Annotated in this window: 17 protein-coding genes, 1 tRNA gene and 1 pseudogene; 4 read left to right on the forward strand and 15 right to left on the reverse strand. The window is 68.7% G+C overall.

Annotation, left to right across the window (positions count from 1 at the left end; translation table 11 throughout):
• Position 1: 1 nt before the first annotated feature.
• Positions 2–2290: a molybdopterin-dependent oxidoreductase gene (locus tag GY170_RS09855; protein WP_163892822.1), complete on the reverse strand. Its 2289-nt coding sequence runs from the start codon at positions 2288–2290 to the stop codon at positions 2–4.
• Positions 2291–2376: 86 nt separating this feature from the next.
• On the opposite strand from GY170_RS09855, the gene GY170_RS09860 reads away from it, so the two are divergent.
• The 4 genes from GY170_RS09860 to metC are packed head-to-tail and all read left to right on the forward strand — an operon-like array spanning position 2377 to position 6765.
• A complete protein-coding gene (locus GY170_RS09860) occupies positions 2377–3390 on the forward strand; it encodes a LysR family transcriptional regulator (protein ID WP_167803310.1) in 1014 nt (337 codons plus the stop codon).
• A gap of 25 nt (positions 3391–3415) precedes the next feature.
• Positions 3416–4747 (forward strand): NAD(P)/FAD-dependent oxidoreductase, encoded by a 1332-nt coding sequence (locus tag GY170_RS09865; protein ID WP_163892828.1) that lies wholly within the window; start codon positions 3416–3418, stop codon positions 4745–4747.
• Positions 4748–4750: 3 nt separating this feature from the next.
• Positions 4751–5593 (forward strand): sulfurtransferase, encoded by an 843-nt coding sequence (locus tag GY170_RS09870; RefSeq protein ID WP_163892831.1) that lies wholly within the window; start codon positions 4751–4753, stop codon positions 5591–5593.
• Positions 5590–6765 (forward strand): cystathionine beta-lyase, encoded by a 1176-nt coding sequence (metC, locus tag GY170_RS09875; RefSeq protein ID WP_203531249.1) that lies wholly within the window; start codon positions 5590–5592, stop codon positions 6763–6765. Before GY170_RS09870 ends, metC begins: the two co-directional genes overlap by 4 nt.
• Positions 6766–6829: 64 nt before the next feature.
• On the opposite strand, the gene GY170_RS09880 is transcribed toward metC, so the two are convergent.
• From GY170_RS09880 to ccoN, 14 genes and pseudogenes are all read right to left on the reverse strand, one after another.
• Positions 6830–7639, reverse strand: coding sequence for an alpha/beta fold hydrolase (locus GY170_RS09880; protein ID WP_203531250.1), 810 nt, complete (start codon positions 7637–7639; stop codon positions 6830–6832).
• Entirely contained in the window at positions 7636–8616 is a 981-nt protein-coding gene (locus GY170_RS09885) for a branched-chain amino acid ABC transporter permease (protein ID WP_163892837.1), read from the reverse strand. Before GY170_RS09885 ends, GY170_RS09880 begins: the two co-directional genes overlap by 4 nt.
• Positions 8613–8987 (reverse strand): annotated as a pseudogene (locus GY170_RS09890) (ABC transporter permease subunit); the annotation flags it as partial. The gene GY170_RS09885 and the pseudogene GY170_RS09890, both read right to left, overlap by 4 nt.
• Before the next feature lie 967 nt (positions 8988–9954).
• Positions 9955–10044 (reverse strand) — tRNA-Ser (locus tag GY170_RS09895).
• Positions 10045–10097: 53 nt separating this feature from the next.
• Entirely contained in the window at positions 10098–10799 is a 702-nt protein-coding gene (locus GY170_RS09900; RefSeq protein WP_163892844.1) for a histidine phosphatase family protein, read from the reverse strand.
• Positions 10796–11545 (reverse strand): M35 family metallo-endopeptidase, encoded by a 750-nt coding sequence (locus tag GY170_RS09905; RefSeq protein WP_163892847.1) that lies wholly within the window; start codon positions 11543–11545, stop codon positions 10796–10798. Before GY170_RS09905 ends, GY170_RS09900 begins: the two co-directional genes overlap by 4 nt.
• Before the next feature lie 270 nt (positions 11546–11815).
• Positions 11816–11974, reverse strand: coding sequence for a cbb3-type cytochrome oxidase assembly protein CcoS (ccoS, locus tag GY170_RS09910; RefSeq protein ID WP_163892849.1), 159 nt, complete (start codon positions 11972–11974; stop codon positions 11816–11818).
• Entirely contained in the window at positions 11971–14103 is a 2133-nt protein-coding gene (locus GY170_RS09915; RefSeq protein ID WP_163892852.1) for a heavy metal translocating P-type ATPase, read from the reverse strand. The genes ccoS and GY170_RS09915 overlap by 4 nt, the downstream gene beginning before the upstream one ends.
• On the reverse strand, positions 14100–14573 hold the full coding sequence (locus GY170_RS09920; protein WP_163892856.1) for a FixH family protein: 474 nt from the start codon (positions 14571–14573) through the stop codon (positions 14100–14102). Before GY170_RS09920 ends, GY170_RS09915 begins: the two co-directional genes overlap by 4 nt.
• A complete protein-coding gene (locus tag GY170_RS09925; RefSeq protein WP_163892859.1) occupies positions 14570–16114 on the reverse strand; it encodes a 4Fe-4S dicluster domain-containing protein in 1545 nt (514 codons plus the stop codon). Before GY170_RS09925 ends, GY170_RS09920 begins: the two co-directional genes overlap by 4 nt.
• 203 nt (positions 16115–16317) lie before the next feature.
• Complete coding sequence (gene ccoP, locus GY170_RS09930) at positions 16318–17319, reverse strand: cytochrome-c oxidase, cbb3-type subunit III (RefSeq protein ID WP_163892862.1); 1002 nt, start codon at positions 17317–17319, stop codon at positions 16318–16320.
• On the reverse strand, positions 17316–17495 hold the full coding sequence (locus GY170_RS09935) for a cbb3-type cytochrome c oxidase subunit 3 (protein WP_163892865.1): 180 nt from the start codon (positions 17493–17495) through the stop codon (positions 17316–17318). The genes ccoP and GY170_RS09935 overlap by 4 nt, the downstream gene beginning before the upstream one ends.
• Positions 17496–17505: 10 nt before the next feature.
• Positions 17506–18336 carry a cytochrome-c oxidase, cbb3-type subunit II gene (ccoO, locus tag GY170_RS09940; protein WP_163892868.1) on the reverse strand — a complete coding sequence of 277 codons (831 nt, stop codon included), beginning with the start codon at positions 18334–18336 and terminating at the stop codon, positions 17506–17508.
• A gap of 4 nt (positions 18337–18340) precedes the next feature.
• Entirely contained in the window at positions 18341–19939 is a 1599-nt protein-coding gene (gene ccoN / locus GY170_RS09945) for a cytochrome-c oxidase, cbb3-type subunit I (protein WP_163892871.1), read from the reverse strand.
• Positions 19940–20032 lie beyond the last annotated feature (93 nt).

Raw genomic sequence — 20032 nt, forward strand, 5'->3', positions numbered from 1 at the left:
GTCAGGCGGTCTTTCGGGTCTTGATCTGCGGCGGCCGGGTGACGCGCAGCGGCGGCAACGGCTCGGGATAGCGCTCCACCTGCACGAGGCAGGATTGCGCGGCGCAGCCCTGCCCCAGCTCTGACGAGCCGATATCGCGGGTCAGCACGTTGGGGTTGGAGTTGCGGTCGAGCGCGCCGTCCGGGTCGTAGGTCGCGCCGGTGGGCAACAGCACGACGCCCGGCATCACGCCGTCATCGAACTTGGCGATGGCAAGGCAGGCGCCACGGGCATTGAAAACCCGCAAGGCATCGCCCTCGGCAATACCGCGCGCGGCGGCGTCGGCGGGGTTGATCTGCAGGCACTCGCGGTCCTGCACCTTGCCCTCGCGCGAGGGGGCGGAGAAATCCATCTGTCCGTGCAGCTTGCGGGCGGGCTGCGGCGAGAGGAGGTGCAGCGGCGCCTCTGCCGTCGCCGCGCCCAGCCATTCCTCGGGGTCGAGCCAGACGGGGTGGCCGGTCTGGCCCGGCTCGGCGGCGGCCTGCGCGGAGTAGAGCTCGATCTTGCCGGAGGGCGTGTGCAGCGGGTGCGCCTCGGGGTCGGCGCGGAAATCGGCGAGCATCACGTAATCCTCGGCCGGCTTGGGCATCTTCAGGTAGCCCTGCGCCCAGAACTCCTCGAAGCTCGGCGGGTTGATGCCACGCGCGGCCAGAGTGTCGCTGATCTTGCCCCAGGTCTGCGCCAGCCAATCGGCCGGGCGCTTGCCCTCGGTGAAGGCCTCGCCCTGCCCGAGCCGCTCGGCGAGGTCGGCGAAGATGGCGTAATCGTCGCGCGCGCCGGCATTGGGCTCGACGAGCTTATGCATCGCCAGCATGTAGCGGTCGCGCGAAGCGCCGCCGATATCGTCGCGCTCCAGCGTGACGGTCGTGGGCAGCACGATGTCGGCATGGCGGGCCGTGGCCGTCCAGTAGCCTTCGTTGACGATGATCGTCTCTGGCTGGCGGAAGGCCTCGCGCAGGCGGTTGAGATCCTGATGGTGGTGGAACGGGTTGCCGCCGGCCCAGTAGACGAGCTTCACCTCCGGGTAAGTCCGCGTCTCGCCGTCGTAGCGATATTCCGCGCCCGGGTTCAGCAGCATGTCGGAGACGCGGGCGCAGGGGATCGACTGGCCGGTCGGGTTGCCCAGCGTCGGCAGGCCGAAGAGCGGCGTGCGGTAATTGGGGTTGCCCATGGCGTTGGACGAGCCGTAGCCGAAGGCGAAGCCGCCGCCCGGCAGGCCCACCTGCCCGAGCACAGAGGCCAGCGCGATGGCGGCCCAGTAGGGCTGCTCGCCGTGGCGGGCGCGCTGCAGGCTCCAGTTCGCGGCGACCATCACGCGCTTGCCGGGCAGATCGCGCGCCAGCTTGCGGATGCGCGCGGCCTCGATGCCGGTCAGCTCCGCCGCCCATTCGGGCGTCTTGGCCACGCCGTCGCTCTCGCCCGCGAGATAGGCAAGGTAGCCCTCGTGGCCGCTGGTGTATCGGGCGAGGAAGTCCGTATCTGCCTTGCCCTCGGCCACGATGACCTGCGTCAGCGCCATCATCAGCGCGGCATCGCTGTTCGGGCGGACAGGCAGCCATTCCGCGCCGAAGCGGTCTTCGACATCCTTGCGATAGGGCGAGATGTTGATGCAGCGGGGGCCGCCCGTGGCGCCGCCCATGAAGCTGTCATAGACATGCTCTCCGACGCCGCCCGACTGGATCTCCCAGTTCTTGGCCGGCAGCCCGCCGAAGGCGAGGAAGATGTCGCACTCGGCCTTGATCGAGGCGAGCGAGGTGACAGACGAGCCGATCATCCCCTGCCCCACGATCCGCGGCAGAAAGGCCATCGCGGCGCCGTAGGAATAATTCGTCTCCTGATCGACGAAGCCGCCAATGGCGCCAAAGAACCGGCGCACCAGCGTGCGGGCGTGATGCAGGCGCCCGGCGCTCGACCAGCCGTAAGAGCCGCCGAAGAGCGCGGCGTTGCCATGCGTCTCGCGCACCCGGCCGATCTCACCGGCGACGAGATCGAGCGCCTCGTCCCACGAGACCTCGACATAAGTGTCATCGCCGCGCGCCGCGCCGCCGTCACCATCGAGCCAGCCCTGCCGCACCACCGGCTGCGTGACGCGCAAGGGGGCATCGAGCATTTCGGGCCAGGCCTCGTTCATGCGGCTGGGGCGCGGGTCATGCTCGAACGGGTGGATCTTCACGACCTTGCCCTCCGCGACCTCCGCCCGGAACGCGCCCCAGTGCGAGGCGGACAGGGGAAGATGCGATGTGTCGGTCATGTAGGCCCTCGACAAAACTTGGCCGCGATGCGGCTGTTGAGACGACGCTAGGAAATAACATTTATGCCGTCAACGCCGGCCTTGACGTGCTAGAGGTTATATATCAACCTCAAACACAAGATCGCCGCATCGGCACAATTTTTGTGCAACTCGGCGGCACCCTGCGGACGGAAGGCTCCTTCGTGAAACGCTTCAACGTCAGACAGATCGAGGCTTTTCGGGCGATCATCACGCTCGGCAGCATGACCAAGGCTGCGGAATCATTAGGCATTTCTCAGCCCGCCGTGTCGCGACTCATGGTCGACTTTCAAGAGGCGGTCGGGTTCAAGCTGTTTCGCCGCTCACGCGGGGGCGCCGAGCCCACCGAAGATGCGCGCCGCCTTTTTGAGCTTGTCGACAAGTTCTTCGTCGGCCTCGACGAGATGAATGAAGAGGTCCGCTCCATCAAGGCGCTGGCCAGCGGTACCGTCACGATCGCAGCGATGGGCCCCTACGACAACGGCCTGCTGCCCGAGATCGTGGCGCGCTTCCGCGAGGACTACCCCGACATCTCCATCCGGCTCGAAAGCCAGCCGCAGGGCCGGATCAGCGAATGGGTGGCGACGCGCCGGGCCGATATCGGCTTCGTCTCGCTGCCGATCTCGAACGGCCAGGTCACTGTGCACGAGCTGCTGACCATGCCGGCGCTCTGCGTCATGCCGGCGGGGCACAGGCTGGCCGAGAAGACAGAGATCAAGGCCGAGGATCTGGCGGACGCGAGCTTCGTCAGCTTCCCGCGCGGCGCCCCCTTCCGCTTCGAGACGGACAGCCTGTTCGAGAAGCGCGGCATCGACCGTCGCCTGCGCACCGAGGCGACGACGCATGAGGCGGTCTGCAACCTTGTCGCCTCGGGGCTCGGCATTTCCATCGTCAGCCCGTTCTCGCCGCATCTGCGGCGCAACCCGCGGCTCGAATTCCGCCCCTTCCTGCCCGCCATGCCCATCACGCTGGGCATGATCGCCGATGAAGAGACCCTCTCCATCGCGGCGCAGACCTTCCATGCCTTCGTTCTGAAACGCGCGGCCCTGCTCAAGGACTCGCTGAAGACGACCGCCGGCTGACCCTTTCACGATACTGGACCCACGAATGAACGCCCCCTCTTCCCCGCAAGCCGATTTCTCCGTCACTCCGCTCGAGACCGAGGTGGTCATCGTGGGGGGCGGCATTGTCGGCGCCTCGACCGCGCTGTTCCTCGCGAAGAAGGGCATCCCCGTCACGCTTTGCGAGAAGGGCGTGCTCGGCGAGGAGCAATCGGGCCGCAACTGGGGCTGGGTGCGCAAGATGGGCCGCGACCCGCGCGAAGTGCCGCTGATGAAGCTGGCGATGGATCTGTGGGGCCAGCTCGATGGCATGATGCAAGACGATGTCGGCTTCCGCGTGCGCGGCATCACCTATTTCGTCAACGAAGAGAAAGACCTCTCCCGCTACGAGGAATGGATGAAGGAGGTCGCGCAATACGACCTCGACACCCATTGGGTCAGCAAATCCGAGATCGGTAAATACGCCCCCGGCAGCACGCGCGAATTTGGCGGCGGCCTGCACACCCCCTCCGACGGCTTCGCCGAGCCGCATGTTGCCACCAAGCGCATCGCCCGCGGCGCCGAGAAACTGGGCGCCCGCATCATCGAGGGTTGCGCGGTGCGCGGCTTCGAGACGGAAGGCGGGAAGATCAGCGAGGTCGTCACCGAGAAGGGCCGCATCAAGTGCAAGACGGTCGTGCTGGCCGGCGGCATCTGGTCGTCGCTCTTCGCGCGCAGCATCGATGTGAAGATGCCGCAGTTGAAGATGCTCAGCCAGGTCATGCGCACGCGGCCCATCGACGGCATGCTCAAGGGCTGCGGCTCCGGCCCCGGCTTCGGCTTTCGCGAGCGGCTCGACGGCGGCTACAACGTCGGCATGCGCTCGGCCCACGCGGTGGACATCGTGCCCGACAGCTTCCGCTTTTTGAAAGACTACGTGCCGGCGCTGAAGAACGAGTGGCGGGCGATGAAATTCCGCATCGGCAAGCGCAGCTTCCAGGAAGTGAACATGGAGCGCGGGTGGAAGCTCGACCAGCGCTCGCCCTTCGAGACCTACCGCATCATGCGGCCCGAGCCGGGGCACAAGATCCTCGATCAGGCCACGATCAACTTCAAGGCGCTCTTCCCGCAGTTCAAGGACATGCAGGTCAACGAGCGCATGAGCGCCTGGATCGACGTGACGCCCGACGCCATCCCCGTGATCTCCCCGGTCGAGGCGATCCCGGGCTTTTACATCTCCACCGGCTATTCGGGCCACGGCTTCGGCATCGCGCCCGGAGCGGGCCAGTTGATGACCGATCTCATCACCGGCGACACACCCTGCGTCAATCCCGCGCCCTTCCGGCACAGCCGCTTCATCGACGGCTCGGAGATCAAGCACTGGCCGATCGGGTTCTGAGCCATGGACAAGTATCTGGTAGAGCCTGACTGGCTGGAAGCTGAACTCGGCGCCGACGATCTCGTGGTGCTGGATTGCTCTTGGTACATCCCCGAGGCCGGCAAGAGCGGCATCGACGAGTTCAGCGAGCGGCATATCCCGGGCGCGCGCTTCTTCGATCTCGACACGGCCTCTGACACCGCCTCGCCTTACGTGAACATGCTGCCGAGCGCAGAGGCTTTCGCGGCTGTTGCCGGCGCGCTCGGCATCGGGGCGCAGACGCGGGTGGTGGTCTATGACAGCTCCTACGTCTCCGCCCGCGTCTGGTGGATGTTCCGCCATTTCGGCCATGACAAGGTCGCGGTGCTGAACGGCGGCATCAAGCGCTGGCTGGCCGAGGGCCGCCCGGTCGAGGCCGGCGACCCGGCCCCCGCCCCGCAAGCCACCTTCCCGCTGCGCGCGCCGCAAGACGACGTGGCAGGCTGGGAGGAGGTGCTGGGTGCCCTGCAAACCGGCAGCGCCACCCTGCTGGACGCCCGCACCGCCGAACGCTTCACCGGCAAGCTGCCCTCAGGCTACCCCGGCGTTGCCGGCGGCCACATGCCCGGCGCCGTGAATCTGCCCTGGGGCAAGCTTCTGCCGCAGCAGGGCGATTTCACCTTCACCGCGCCGGAGGAAACCCGCGCCCTCCTCGCCGAGACAGGCGTGCCGGAAGACGGCCCCGTGATCGCGACCTGCGGCTCCGGCGTCACCGCCGCCATCCTCCTCTTCCAGCTCGCCCGTGTCGGGCGAACGGACGTGCGCCTCTATGACGGCTCCTGGCACGAATGGGGCCAGCGCAGCGATTTGCCGAAGGAAAGCCTGTGAAGACCGACACCAAGCTCGTCACCGCCGGCCGCCCGCATGGGGCCTCCCCCGCCCCGGTGAACCCGCCCGTCGTGCGGGCCTCCACCTTCCTCTTCGACAGCCTGAAGAGCTTCCAGACCGCCGCGAAGACGCCGTTCGACGGCGCCTTCTACGGCCGCGTCGGCACGCCCACGACATTCGCCTTCGAAGAGGCGATCTGCGCGCTGGAGGGCGGCCATCGCTCCATCGCCACCGCCTCGGGCCTTGCCGCCATCACCGCCACGATCACGGCCTTCGCCGAGGCGGGCGGACATCTCTTGGTGCCCGACACCGTCTACGAGCCGGTGCGCCGCTTCTGCACGCGCACGCTGGGGCGGATGGGCATTGCCACGACCTTCTACGACCCCAGCATCGGGGCGGGCATCGCCGAGCTGATCACCGAGGCGACGACGCTGATCTATCTGGAAAGCCCCGGCTCGGGCACCTTCGAGGTGCAGGATATCCCGGCCATCGTCGATGTCGCCAAGGCGCGCGGCATCGCCACGGCCATCGACGCCACATGGGCGACGCCGCTCTACCTGCAGCCGCTGTCGCTGGGGGTGGATGTGTCGATCCACGCCGCGACGAAGTACATCGTCGGCCATTCCGACGGCATGCTCGGCGTGCTGACCACGAACGCCGCCGTCTATGACAAGGTCCGCGCCACGGCGCAGGATCTCGGCGGCTGCGCCGGCGTCGAGGAATGCAACCTCGCGCTGCGGGGCCTGCGCACGCTCGGCGTGCGTCTGGAGAGGCAGGGCGCGGCGGCGCTGGAGCTGGCCGAATGGCTGGAGACCCGCCCCGAGGTCGCCCAGGTCCTGCACCCGGCCCTCCCCAGCTTCCCGGGCCATGAGATCTGGGCGCGCGACTTCACGGGCTCGTCGGGCCTCTTCTCCATCGAGTTGGCCTCCCATGACCCGGATGCCGCCCGCCTCTTCATCGACAGCCTGCAGCACTTCTCCATCGGCTTTTCCTGGGGCGGCTTCGAGAGCCTCGTGCTGCCCATGCACCCCGAAAGCCGCTCCCTGCCACTGTGGGAGGGGCTAGGCCCGGTGATCCGCCTGCAGATCGGGCTGGAGGCGCAGGACGATCTCAAAGGCGACCTTGGTCAGGCACTCGATCGGTTGACAGCAGGTCAGCCAGACGCTCGCTAACCGCGAACGCGAGAAGATCACGCTAGGTTATCGGGCATGAAGGGGTCGAATTCCCTTCTCCCCTTTATCCCAGAAAGCGCCTGAGGATTGGATCGAACAGCTCCGGCACCTCCCAGAACGGGGCGTGGCCGATGCCCACCATGCGGTGGACCTGGCCCTCCCAGAGATTGTCGTAACTGATGGCGGCAATGTAATCGTTGTCGATGAACGCGTCCTCCTCGCCGTTGACGATGGCGAGCGGGATGTTCGCCTTCGCCGCCGCGCGCCGCTGGTCGACGGCGGCCGCATCGGTAATTCGGTCGATCATCCGCTCGCGCGCGCGCCCATCGGTGCGGGCGACGGCCTCGTGCAGGAACGCCTCCTGGGGCGCGTTCTCGCCGCAGGTGGAGCGGGCGTAGTCGGTCACATCCTGCGCGGAGAAATCGCGCTGGCCGGCCAGGTGCATGTGCGGCGTGTCGCGGAAGGCGCGGTCGACGCTGTCCTTCGTCATCTCGAACGGCGGCGTGCCCGAGATCATCAGCCGGGTCACGGCATCGGTGCGGCCGATCATCTCAAGCCCGATATGCCCGCCAAGCGACCAGCCGAGGACGGCGTAGGCGGGGATATCCAGATGCTCCATCACCTGCATGGCCGCCTCGGCATAGCCGGGCATCCAGTAGGTCCGCTCGGGATCGGCCGCGTCGTCAGAGGCGCCGTGGCCCGGCAGGTCCATCGCGATGCAGCGATAGTCGCGCCCGATGGCACCGTCGTACTGGTTGCGGAACACCTCCTTGCAGGAGGAATTGCCGTGGATCATCAGAAGCGGCGCGCCGGCCCCCTCGCTCTCAATGACTGCGATGGTGCCGTGATCCGTGGGTATACGGTGGGTCTTCAACTCTCGTCTCCCGTTTTAGCGTTGCGGCGCGACCGAAGGGACAGGCCGCGGCCGAGTATGTCGATGACCCCGCGCGGCGCGATGCGTAGGACGAGGATCATCGCCAGTGCCACGATGATGAAGCGCGCCTCCTCCATGCCGCGAATGCCGGCCATCGCCTCGGTGCCGAAGGTCAGTGCGAGCGCCGCCAGCGCGGGGCCGAGGATCGAGCCGGCGCCGCCGATGAGCACCATTGAGAGCACGAGGCTGAGCGTGGCGAAGCTGAACACCTCGGGCGCGGCGACGCGCAGGTAGATGGCATAGAAGCCGCCGGCGATGCCGGTGAAGACGGATGAGGCGACGAGCACCAGCACCCTCTGTCGCGCGACCGAGATGCCACGGGAGGCCGCATAGTCCGGATTGTCGCGCACGGCCCGGAGCGACTTGCCGAAGGGCGAGCGCGCCAGAAGCAGCAGAAGCGTGACCGACAGCGCCAGCAGACCCAGCGACAGGTAGTAATAGCCAAGCTTGTAGTCGCGGATGAAGCTGTACTCGCCAATGGTCAGGTAGGGGATCCTCACGATGCCCTCTGCCCCGCCGGTGATGTCGCCCTGGCTGAGGACGATCTGCAGGGCGAGCTGGCTGAAGGCGAAGGTGACGAGCACGACATAGATGCCCTGCAGCCGCGCGACCGGCAGCGCGATGAGCAGCGCCGCCACCGCCGCCGCTACGCCGCCCGCCGGTATGGCGAGCCAGGGGCTGACCTCCAGCGTGCGCGCCAGGATTGCCGCGGCATAGGCGCCGGTGCCGAAAAAGGCGAGATGGCCGAAGTTGAAGAGGCCAGCGAAGCCGAGTGACAGGTCCCAGTTCACCGCTACGATCGCGTAGATGAAGGCGATGATGAAGAGGTGCCGCGTGTAGCTGTCGAGCACGAAGATGGGCACGAGGGCCAGCAGGACCAGCGCGGCAAGCGCCACGATCAGACGGTTGCGCGTCATGACGTCCTCCCGAACAGGCCGTTGGGGCGAAAGACGAGGACGAGGATCAGCAGAAGGAAGACCACCGAGGGCGTCCAGTAAAGGCCGAGCCAGAGCGTGAGGAACGCCTCGAGCAGCCCGATGACGATCGCAGCGCCCGCCGTCGCGCCAAGGCTGCCAAGGCCGCCGAAGATCACCACGATCATCGCGCTGACCAGCGGCTCGGCCCCCATCGTCGGCGTGACGAAACGGATGCCACCCAGAAGCACGCCGGTCAGCCCGGCCAGCGCCGCCGACAGGCCGAACGCCAGCGAGAAGGCGCGCGGCACGTCTATCCCGATCAGGGCGGCGCTGTCCTGGTTCTGCCCCACCGCGCGCAGGCTGCGGCCGTGCCGGGTGCGACGGCCTGTCGCACGGGTTGGCCAAACTTGTGCTGCTACAGGAGCTGTCGCCGTGCTAGACTAACATCTCCTCCCCGACGCCGGATCAGCGCAACATCCTGCATTGTGTCGCCGGCCTGCTGGAACTAACGATCATTCGTTACGTGATCGACAGCGTCGGTTCCGAGACCGTCCGCCGCCCGATCTACGCGGGCAATGCGCTCCAGACCGCACCACTCATGACGGAGCTGTGACAAGTGGCCGAAGGCGTTGTTTGCTGTCTCTGTGCGGGTCAGACCTGAATGTGCTCGTTCCCACCAACGCCGGAGTGCTAGGGCATCCTCAAGGGTGAGTCTGTTGATGGTCCGCGCGCTGGCCGCGGCACATGACTATGCGGATCAAACGAAATCGGGAGCCCCGCTCCGGATTATAGATCAAGGCGCCAAGTCCTCCGAGCGGTACTCGTCCCGGATATTTGCCCTCGCGACGCTCTCGCCGAAGATCCAGAGCGCTATCGTTGCTGGGACCCAGCCGCCGGAGTTGACGCTCGATCGGCTCGTCCAGAGCACGATCCCTTTCGAGTGGGCTGCTTAGCAGCGCATGCTCGGCTTTTTTTAGCTGACCCTCGCCGACTCTATCTCTTTCGCCAATACATCGCGAGAATTCTCTGTTCCAGGCGAGCAGATTCCCTGTTCCGCTGCTTAGAGAACCGCGCTGACAGCCATTGTTATTTACCGTCTTTCTGAACCTAACCTTCCTCGCAGCCGCTAGCATGGTAACGACTCACTGCTAATTTTCCCTGTTCGTAGGGAAATCAGCCAGTACAAAAAACCGCACCGGGGCCATCAGCGATTTGCGGAAATTTGGGAAACCAGTACAGGAGCAGATCCGGTCTCTGAATTGGCCCCGCTGCAAGAGGCCGGCGATCGGGCGGGATTTTGACCACAAAGCGGCAGAGCACAGATAGGGAGAGGTCAGGTGGCGGACAGGGTGGGATTCGAACCCACGAGACGGTCTCCCGCCTACACACTTTCCAGGCGTGCGCCTTCGACCACTCGGCCACCTGTCCGGCGGGGGCCTAGATGGCAAAAGCCCGGGGGGATTGCAAGAGGCCGATGCACGTCAGGTGTGACTGCGGAAGGGCCGGCGGTCACGTGTCGAAAGGTGGGGCGTCGCGTTGAAGAGATCGAGGCGCAGATGGTCCGGCCCCGGGACGAGGCGGTGCATCGAGGTATTCTCGATCTGCAGCGCCACGTGAGAGAAGGCATGGACGCCGAGGCCCATCGCCACCTTCAGGGCCATCGCGATGACGCCGCCGGAGGTGACCAGCATGGTCTGGGCTGGCTCCTCGCCCGGGCCGGGTCCATGGGCGCCCTGCCCCGCCTCCGCCAGGGCCGCTGCGATGCGGAATTCGAAGGCGGCGAAGCTCTCGCGCGGTGTGCCGATGCGCTCTTCCGCCCAGGCCGCCATGACCTGCGGCATGTGGGAGAGGAAGCTGGCGCGGTCGGTGGGGAACGGCAGCGCGTGGTGGCGGTTGGCGGCTTCAGCGAGGCCGAAGTAGTCGAGCTCGTCGAGCCTCGGGTCCTCCTCCGGCTCCAGCCCCAGTTCCGCGCCGATGAGCGCCGCCGTCTGGCGCTGGCGGGCGAGGCTGCCGGAGACGAGGCGGCGCACCGGCTCCCCCGACTGCGCGAGGTGGGCGCCGAGCCAGCGGGCCTGGCGCTCGCCCTGCTCGGAGAGGCGGTCGTAGCTCGCCTCGTCGCGGGCGCCCGTCTGGGCCTGACCGTGGCGGACGAGGGTGATGACGGGGGCCGGCGAGGCGCTCATTCGTCGATGGCCGGGGAGAGGCGGCAGGTCAGGCAGGCCTCGCCCGGACCGGTGCTGAAGCTGCGCGGCGGCAGCGTCCGGTCGAGGGGGGTGGCCGGGTCCTCCAGCGCCGTATCCTCCAGCGCCTCCATGTCCTCCGCCGGGAGGGGATAGAAGGTCACGTCCTCGGCGAAGTACTGGTAGCTGTCGGCGTTGCGGATGGCGCCGGCGGGGTCGCGTTCGGCCATGGCCGAGCAGTCGCTGCGCGAGTAGCAGAGGTCCTCGGTGTCGGCGACGACGCGGAAATGGCTCATCTCGTGGATGATCGTCCCCTCGCGGGTGCCGAATTCCAGCTCCGGCGCGCCTGGCGGGTGGGCGTGCATGTTCGGCTGGCGAAAGAAGGCCGGGCAGAGGTTAATGATGTAGGGCTCGTCGGGGTAGACGTTGGCGTAGGTGTCGCGCAGGCACCCGTCCTCGCCGAAGGCCGGGCAGACGACGGCCATCTCGTCGCTGATGAGCGCCCGGTTGATGGCCTTGAGATTGCGGCGCACCGTCTCGGCCCGGAGCGAGTCGTAGCGACCGAACCAGCGACGGTATGCGTCGCTGTCGCTGACGGTCGCGGCGGCGGAGAGGACGATGTCGCCCGCCCCCCGCAGCGCGGCGGAGGCGACGGCGATTTCCGTCTTCCCGCAGCGCTCGAAAGTGGCCGCCTGGGCCGTGATCGGGAGCAGCAGGAGGACGGCGGAGAACAGGGAACGCAGGAGCATGACCGCAGGATAGCGCGCCCTGCGGGCAGGGCCAACAGGTGGCGGTGGTCATAGTGGTCGTCTTCCGGGATGAGAATTGCCTGAGATACGCTCAGCGCCTTCGGCTGCCCGAACGTTTCAGGATCTGATCTATCGCGGCGCCCATCATAACCGCATGGCCGCGGAGGCACCCCGCCCGCTCCGCCGTATCCAGATGTGCTATTCCGGGGGGGCGCCGACGTCCCCGGCGGGCGATGTGGTCGTCAGGGGCGTGGACTCACGGGCGTGGGCTCAGGGGCGCGGTTCGTCGTCCCAGCGGTCGTCGAGGATGCGGGCGCGGCTGCCTTCCGGGTCCTCGTACTGGCGGGCGCGGAGACTCCAGACGAACGCGCCGAGGCCGGCGAGGCCGAGCGTGACGGAGACGGGGATGAGGATGACGAGGACGTTCACCGGCCCCCCCGTATCGCGTTGAGGGAGACGGTGACCGACGAGGCCGACATGGCAAGCGCCGCGAGGAAGGGCGTCGCCAGCCCGACGAGGGCGAGTGGCACGGCGACGATGTTGTAGGCACCGGCGAGGGCGATGTTCTGGCGCATCCGCGCCGTGGCGCCGCGGGCCGTGGCCAGCATCGGGGCGATGCGGTCGAGCCGGCCGGAGAGGAGCACGACGTCGGCGGCGCTGCGGGCGGCGTCGAGCGCCGAGGCGGGGGCGAGCGAGGCATGGGCCACGGTCAGCGCGCCGGTGTCGTTGAGGCCGTCGCCGACCATCAGCGTCCGGCGGCCCTCCGCCGCGCGGGCGCTCAGCCAGTCGGCCTTGTCCTGCGGCGAGAAGCCGGCCTCGGCCGCCTCGATCCCCAGCGCCTCCGCCACGCGGGCGACGGCGGCGGGGGCGTCGCCGGAGAGCAGCGCCACGTCCCGCCCGGAGGCGCGGATGGCGGCGACGGCCTCCGCCGCCTCGGGGCGGAGCGTCTCCTCGAAGGTGAAGAGCGCGGGTGCTCCCGCCCCGTGGCTGAGCGCCACGCCCTCGCCGGAAAGGCCCAGCCAGGCGGGCCGGCCGAGGCGGACGCGGGCGCCCTGCCAGAGGCCCTCGACGCCGGAGCCGGGGATCTCCGTCACCTCCTCCAGCGCCGCGGGGGTCACGCCCTCCTCCGCCGCCGCCGCGCAGATGGCGCGGGAATAGGGGTGGGCGGAGCCGCGGGCGAGGCCGGCGGCGAGAGCGAGCGCTTCCAGGTCCGCCGGGTCCCGCAGGCGGGCTTCGCCCGTGGTCAGCGTGCCGGTCTTGTCGAAGACGACCATGTCCACCTCCGCCAGCCGCTCCAGCGCCGTGCGCGATTTCACCAGCAGCCCCTGCCGGAAGAGCCGCGCCGTGGTGACGGTGGAGACGGCCGGCACGGCGAGGCCGAGCGCGCAGGGGCAGGTGATGACGAGGACAGAGATGGCGACGTCGAGGCTGCGCATCCCGTCCCGCGTCGCCCAGAACCAGGCGATGAAGGCGGCCGCGCCGAGGATGTGGACGAGCGGGGCGTAGATCGCCGCCGCCCGGTCGGCGAGGCCGGAATGGCGGGAGCGCTGGCTCTCCGCCGTCGCCACCATCTCCGCCAGCCGGGCCAGCGAGGTGTCGCGGCCGGCATGGGTGACGCGCACGGTCAGCGGGCCGGAGAGGTTCACCTCCCCCGCCGCGACGGCGCCGCCGGGGGCGACGGCACAGGGCTGCGTCTCGCCCGTCAGCGCGGCGCGGTCGAGATCGCTGGCGCCGGCCTCCACCACGCCGTCCGCCGGCAGCCGGTCGCCGGGGCGGACGCGGATGAGATCGCCGGCGGCGAGGTCGGCGGCGCGCACCACGCGCTCCCCCTGCCCCTCCAGCCGGATCGCCTGCGGCGCCTCCAGCGCCGCGAGGTCGGCGGCGGCAGAGCGGGCGGCGCGGCGACCGGCGTGATCGAGGTATCGGCCGATCAGCAGGAAGAAGGTCAGCGCCAGCGCCGCGTCGAACCAGCCGGGACGTTCGGCACCGACGAGCGCGCCGAAGAATGAGACGCCGGCGGCGAGGAGGATGGCGAGCGAGATCGGCACGTCCATGTTCAGCCGCCCGGCCCGCAGCGCCGAGAGGGCGGAGGCGAAGAAAGGCCGGCCGGAAAAAGCGACGGCCGGCAGCGCAATGGCCGCCGAGATGAGGTGGAACAGATGCGCCGTCGCCTCCGCCGCGCCGGACCACACAGCGACGGAGAGGAGCATGACGTTCATCATGGCAAAGCCCGCGACACCCATGCGCATGAGGAGGTCGCGGCTGCCCGTATCCCGCGCCGGCGCGGCATCCAGCCGCTGCGCCCGGTGGCCGGCGGCGGCGAGGGCGTCGATCAGCGCCTCGGGCTCCACCCCGGCGGCGGAGACGAAGACCCGGCGGAGCGACAGATTCACCCGTGCCTCGCGGACGCCCGGCTCGGCGCCGAGCGTGCGCTCGACGGAGGCGATGCAGGCGGCGCAGTGGATGTCCGGCAGGTGGAGCACGAGGTCCGCCCGCGCCGGCACCGGAACGGTGGCGGACGGCGGCAGCTCCACGCAGGCCGGGCAGGCGGCGGTCATGACGCGACCTCGATGACGAGGTGGCGCTCAAAGGGCGTGCCGTCCGGCGCCTCGGCGGTCAGGTCCAGCCGCCAGCGGCCGGGGGCGAGATCGAGCGGCAGGGCGTCGCCGGGCGTGACGTCGTAGCTGGTGTCGTCCAGCTCCTCCGTCGGGCGGCCGATCGTCAACGCCAGCGGCTGGGCGACGCGCAGGCCCGTGGCATCCGTCAGGTCGATGAGGAGGCTGCCGGGCGCGTAGTCGGCCGTCACCTCCCAGCCCAGCGCCTCCTGCGCGGCGCGGCGGGCATCGAAGCTCTGGCTGGCGACGTAGCTGTTGGGCGTCTCGAGGCCGGAGAAGGTGCGCACGGCGTTGGTGGCGAGCACGAGGTTGACGGCGATGATGATGCCGAAGCCGCCGGCGAACATGGCGAAGACGGCGCGGCCGGTGAGCGGGCGGCCGGTCAGCGGGCGCGAGGAGGGGCGCGTGGTCATGGAGCTCTCCCGTTGAAGGTGGTGTCGACGGCGCTCTCCTCCCCCGTCTCGGGGTCGGTGGCGACGAGGGTGATGGCGCTGCCGGCGCCGGCGGCGGCCTCGCTGCCGGCGGGCGCGGTGACGTAGACGCGCACCTGCGCCAGCGCATCGGTGGGCACGGTGACCTCCGCCCCCGCCTCTCCCTCGACGGAGAGGGCGAGCGCCCCGCCCCCCGCTAGCGACAGGGCCACGTCGCGGGGCGCGCCGGTCATGTTGCGCAGGCGCACGTCGTAGGCGTTGCGGACCGCGCCGTCGGAGAGGACGATATGGGTGGGGTTGCGGATGGGCGCGACCGTCATCCCGAGGCTCGGGCGCAGGACGAGGGCCACGACCAGCGCCACGCCGATGCTCGCCCAGAGCAACCCGTAGATCAGGTTGCGGGGGCGCAGCGCGTGCTGCCAGCCTGGACGCGGCTCGCCGCCGGCCCGCTCACGCGGCGCGTCGGAAAGGGCGACGTAGTCGATCAGGCCACGGGGCTTGCCGATCTTTTCCATCACCTCGTCGCAGGCATCGATGCACAGCGCGCAGGTGATGCAGGCGAGCTGCTGGCCGTCGCGGATGTCGATGCCCATGGGGCAGACGTTGACGCAGGCATTGCAGTCGATGCAGTCCCCCGCCGCGCCGGGCGTTACCGGCGCCGGCTGCGGTGTTAGGCGAATGGCCGTGCCGCCGCGCACCTGCATCGGGATCACGGGCGAGCGGCCGCCGATCTGCGGGCCGGCGGCGCGCGTCTGAGCCTCCGCCGCCTCGGCGCGGGCGCGGCGACGCAGGCCCTTGCCCCGCGGCTCCCCCCGCCAGTCGCGGTAGGCGACGGTCATCGTGTCCTCGTCCATCATCGCGCCCTGGATGCGCGGCCAGGGGCAGGCGTAGATGCAGATCTGCTCGCGCATGAAGCCGCCGAAGGTGAAGGTCGTCGCCGTCAGGATGGCGATTGTCGTCCACGCGACGGGCGGCGCGTGCAGGGTGACGAGATCACCCAGCAGCGTCGGCGCATCGGTGAAGTAGAAGACCCAGGCGCCGCCGGTGCCGAGCGCGATGACGAGCCAGATGGCCCACTTGGTCAGCCGCAGCCGCCATTTGCGGGCGTCCCACGCCGCCTCGTGCAGGCGCAGGCGGGCGTTGCGATCCCCCTCCACCCAGCGCTCGACGAGGAGGAAGAGGTCCGTCCACACTGTCTGCGGGCAGGCATAGCCGCACCAGACACGGCCGAGCGCTGCGGTAAAAAGGAAGAGCCCGAGCCCCGCCATCACCAGCAGCCCGGCGACGAAGTAGAATTCGTGGGGCCAGATCTCGACCCAGAAGAAGTAGAAGCGCCGGTTCGCGAGATCGACGAGCACTGCCTGGTCCGGCAGCTCCGGACCGCGATCCCAGCGGATCCACGGGGTGATGTAGTAGATGCCCAGCGTCAGGGCCATGATCTGCCACTTGAACCTCCGGTAGAAGCCGGAAACTCGGCGGGGAAAGATCGGCACGCGGGCGGCGTAGAGGGAAGGCTGGCTCATGTCTCTCGTCCTTGGTCGGCGCCTTCTCGTCCACGGTGCGCCGGGTCGCCTTGACGTGGATCAAGGGCTGGTCACGAGGCGGAGAGGCCGTGGCCCGGAGCCGGTTTCGACGCGGAAATCGGGGCGGATTCCGCGCGAAGTCCGTGCCCCGGTCGCAGCAGGAGGCGCGAAGGGGCGCGCCGGTGAGCGCGCCCCCTGCCCTCTCACTCCGCCGGGGCCTCCTCGCCCGCGCCCGGGAAGGGCACCTCGCCTGGATCCGACGGGTCGGCCTCCGTCTCCTCCGGCGGGGTCGGCGTCTCGCCCTCACCCACCTGCTCCTCGGCGGAGTAGTCGGAGCGCTCCGCCTCCGGCTCACCGCCGCCGAGCTGGTGGACGTAAGCCGCCAGCGCCCGCACCCGCGCTTCGCCGAGCCGGTCCCCCCAGGGCGGCATGACGCCGTAGGGGCCCCGGGAGATCACCTCCGTCAGCGTCTCGGCGTCGCCACCGTAGAGCCAGATGGCATCCGTCAGGTCCGGAGCGCCGATCTCGGTGTCGCCCGTCGCCGTGTCGCCATGGCAGGAGGCGCAATTGTCGCCGAAGAGCTGTCCGCCGGGGCCGGCCAGCGGATCCGCTCCCTCGGGGAGAGACTGGACATGCGCCACCAGCGTGGCGATCTCGCCGCGGCCGAGGAAGTCGCCGAAGGCCGGCATCTGGCTGAAGCGGGCGTCCGGGTCCTCCTCGTTGCGGATGCCGTGGCGGATGGTGACGGCGATCTCCTCGATCCGCCCGCCCCAGAGCCAGTCGTCATCCAGCAGGTTGGGGTAGCCCACCGCGCCCGCGGCGCCGGAGCCGTGGCACTGCGAGCAATTGGTGCGGAAGAGCGCCGCGCCGGCCTGCGAGGCGAAGCGGTTCAGCGCCTCGTTGTCGCGCAGCATGTGCACGTCGGTGGAGACGAGGGAATCCCACATCTCCGCCTGGCTCGCCTCGACCGCCGCCATGTCGGTGGCGACCTCGTCGCGGGTGGACCAACCGAGCACGCCGCCCGTGGCGCGGTCGACCAGCGGCCAGGCCGGGTAGAGCACCACGTAGATCAGCGCGAAGACGACGGTGGCGTAGAAGGTCCACAGCCACCAGCGCGGCAGCGGGTTGTTGAGCTCCTCGATCCCGTCCCACTCGTGGCCGGTCGTCTCGACGCCGGTTTCCTCGTCGATCCTGCGGTCGGTCATTGATCCCCCTCCCCGTCAGGCGCGCGCTCGCGGAAGATGGAGGCGGCGGCATCGGCATGGAGCGCCCGGCTGCCCGGGCGGACCGCCCAGAGGATGCAGGCCGCGAAGAAGCCGAACATGGCGATCAGGAACCAGCTGTCGGCGAAGTGGCGTAGGAACGTGTAGGTGTCATGCATGGCTGGGCCTTTAGCGGCTGGCATCTGCGGTGAAGGTGGAGAAGTCGACGAGCGTGCCGAGCATCTGCAGGTAGGCGATCAGGGCATCCATCTCGGTCAGCTCCGGCTGGCCGTCGAAGTTGCGCACCTGCGCGCCGGGGTAGCGCTCGAGCAGGCCGTCGATATCGCCGAACGGATCGACCTGGACTCGGAAGTCCGCCTCGGCCGTCTCGATCATCTCCTCGGTATAGGGCACGCCGACGATCCGGTGGGTCGCCATCAGGTCGTCGATGCGCTCGCCGTCCAGATCGGCCCGCAGCAGGTAGTCGTACTTCGGCATGATGCTCTCGGGCACCACCGATTGCGGATCGATCAGGTGGTCGACATGCCACTCGTCGGAGTAGCGCCCGCCGACGCGCGCGAGGTCAGGCCCGGTGCGCTTGGAGCCCCATTGGTGCGGGTGGTCGTACATCGACTCCGCGGCGAGGCTGTAATGGCCGTAGCGCTCCACCTCGTCGCGCAGCGGGCGGATCATCTGGCTGTGGCAGACGTAGCAGCCCTCGCGGACGTAGATGTCCCGCCCCGCCAGCTCCAGCGGGGAATAGGGGCGCACGCCCTCCACCTCCTCGATGGTGTTCTCCAGCCAGAAGAGCGGCGCGATCTCCACGATGCCGCCGATGGTGACGACGAGGAAGGAGAAGACGAGGAGCAGCGTCGCGTTGCGCTCGATGATCCCGTGCTTGTCGGTCAGCGCCGTCTCGGGCGGCAGCTCGTTGGGCACCTCTCCATGCTTGGCGTCACTGAGGGTCTTCGTCTTCGGGTCTTCGCCCGGCGGGGGGACCTGGTCGTTGTGGTCGGTCATTGATTTACTCCGCGGGGATGGGGGCACGGGCGCCGGCACGGGCCGGGGCATGGCGGATGGTCATCCACATGTTCCAGACCATGAGCAGCGCGCCGGCGAGGTAGAGGCCGCCTCCCGCCGCCCGGACGACGTACATCGGGAACTTGGCGGAGACGGTGTCGGCGAAGGAGTTCACGAGGAAGCCGTTGGCATCCACCTCCCGCCACATCAGGCCCTCCATGATCCCGGAGACCCACATCGAGGCGGCGTAGAGCACGATCCCGAGGGTCGCGAGCCAGAAGTGCCAGTTGATGGCGGCGACGGAATACATCCGCTCCCGGCCCCAGAGCCTCGGCGTCAGGAAGTAGAGGCAGCCGAAGGTGATGAGGCCGTTCCAGCCGAGCGCGCCGGAATGGACGTGCCCGATGGTCCAGTCGGTGTAGTGGCTGAGGCTGTTGACCGCGCGGATCGACATCATCGGCCCCTCGAAGGTCGACATGCCATAGAAGGCGAGCGAGGCCACGAACATGCGGATGATCGGGTCGGTGCGGATCTTGTCCCACGCGCCTTCCAGCGTCATCAGGCCGTTGATCATGCCGCCCCAGCTGGGCATCCACAGCATGATCGAGAACACCATGCCGAGCGTCGAGGCCCAGTCGGGCAGCGCCGTGTAGTGCAGATGGTGCGGGCCGGCCCAGATGTAGAGGAAGATCAGCGCCCAGAAGTGGATGATGCTGAGCTTGTAGGAATAGATCGGCCGCCCGGCCTGCTTGGGCACGAAGTAGTACATCATCCCGAGGAAGCCGGCGGTCAGGAAGAAGCCCACGGCGTTGTGGCCGTACCACCATTGCGTCATCGCATCCTGCACTCCGGCGAAGACGATCACCGACTTGGAGCCGAGGAGCGAGACGGGGATGGAGATGTTGTTGACGACGTGGAGCAGCGCCACGGTGACGATGAAGGCGAGGAAGAACCAGTTGGCCACGTAGATGTGGGGTTCCTTGCGCTTGATCAGCGTGCCGAGGAAGACGGCGAGGTAGGCGACCCAGACGATGGTCAGCCACCAGTCGACGTACCATTCCGGCTCGGCATATTCCTTCGATTGCGTGGCGCCGAGGAGGTAACCGGTCGCGGCCAGCACGATGAAGAGCTGGTAGCCCCAGAAGACGAACCACGCGAGGTTGCCGCCCCAGAGCCGCGCCGCGCAGGTGCGCTGGACGACGTAGAAGGAGGTGGCGAGCAGCGCGTTGCCGCCGAAGGCGAAGATCACGGCGGAGGTATGGAGCGGGCGGAGGCGCCCGAAGTTGGCATAGCCCTCCGACCAGTCGAAGTTCAGCGCCGGGAAGGCCAGCTGCAGCGCGATGAAGACGCCGACGAGAAAGCCCGCGATGCCCCAGAAGGCCGTGGCGATCACCCCGGCGCGCACCGGCCCGTCCATGTAGGCGCCGGTATCGGCGGCCGGGTGGGCCTCGTCCGTCCGGCGCAGTGTCCAGAGGAAGAGGCCGCCGGCCACCAGCATCACAAGGATGGCGTGGACCTTGTAGGCGAGGTCATGGCCGAAGTTCGCGGCCATGGCGGCAAGGAGCGTGATGACGCCCAGTACCAGAAGTTTCAGATAATCCATTTCGCTCCGCTCCATAGGCAGCCGGCCGGCAGACCGGCGGCTTCGCGGGGAGGGAGTGAAGGAGATTGGTTAGCGCTTCCTTGACATGGATCA

This window comes from Pseudoroseicyclus tamaricis, from assembly GCF_012070395.1.
Classification (GTDB): Bacteria; Pseudomonadota; Alphaproteobacteria; order Rhodobacterales; family Rhodobacteraceae; genus Pseudoroseicyclus_A; species Pseudoroseicyclus_A tamaricis.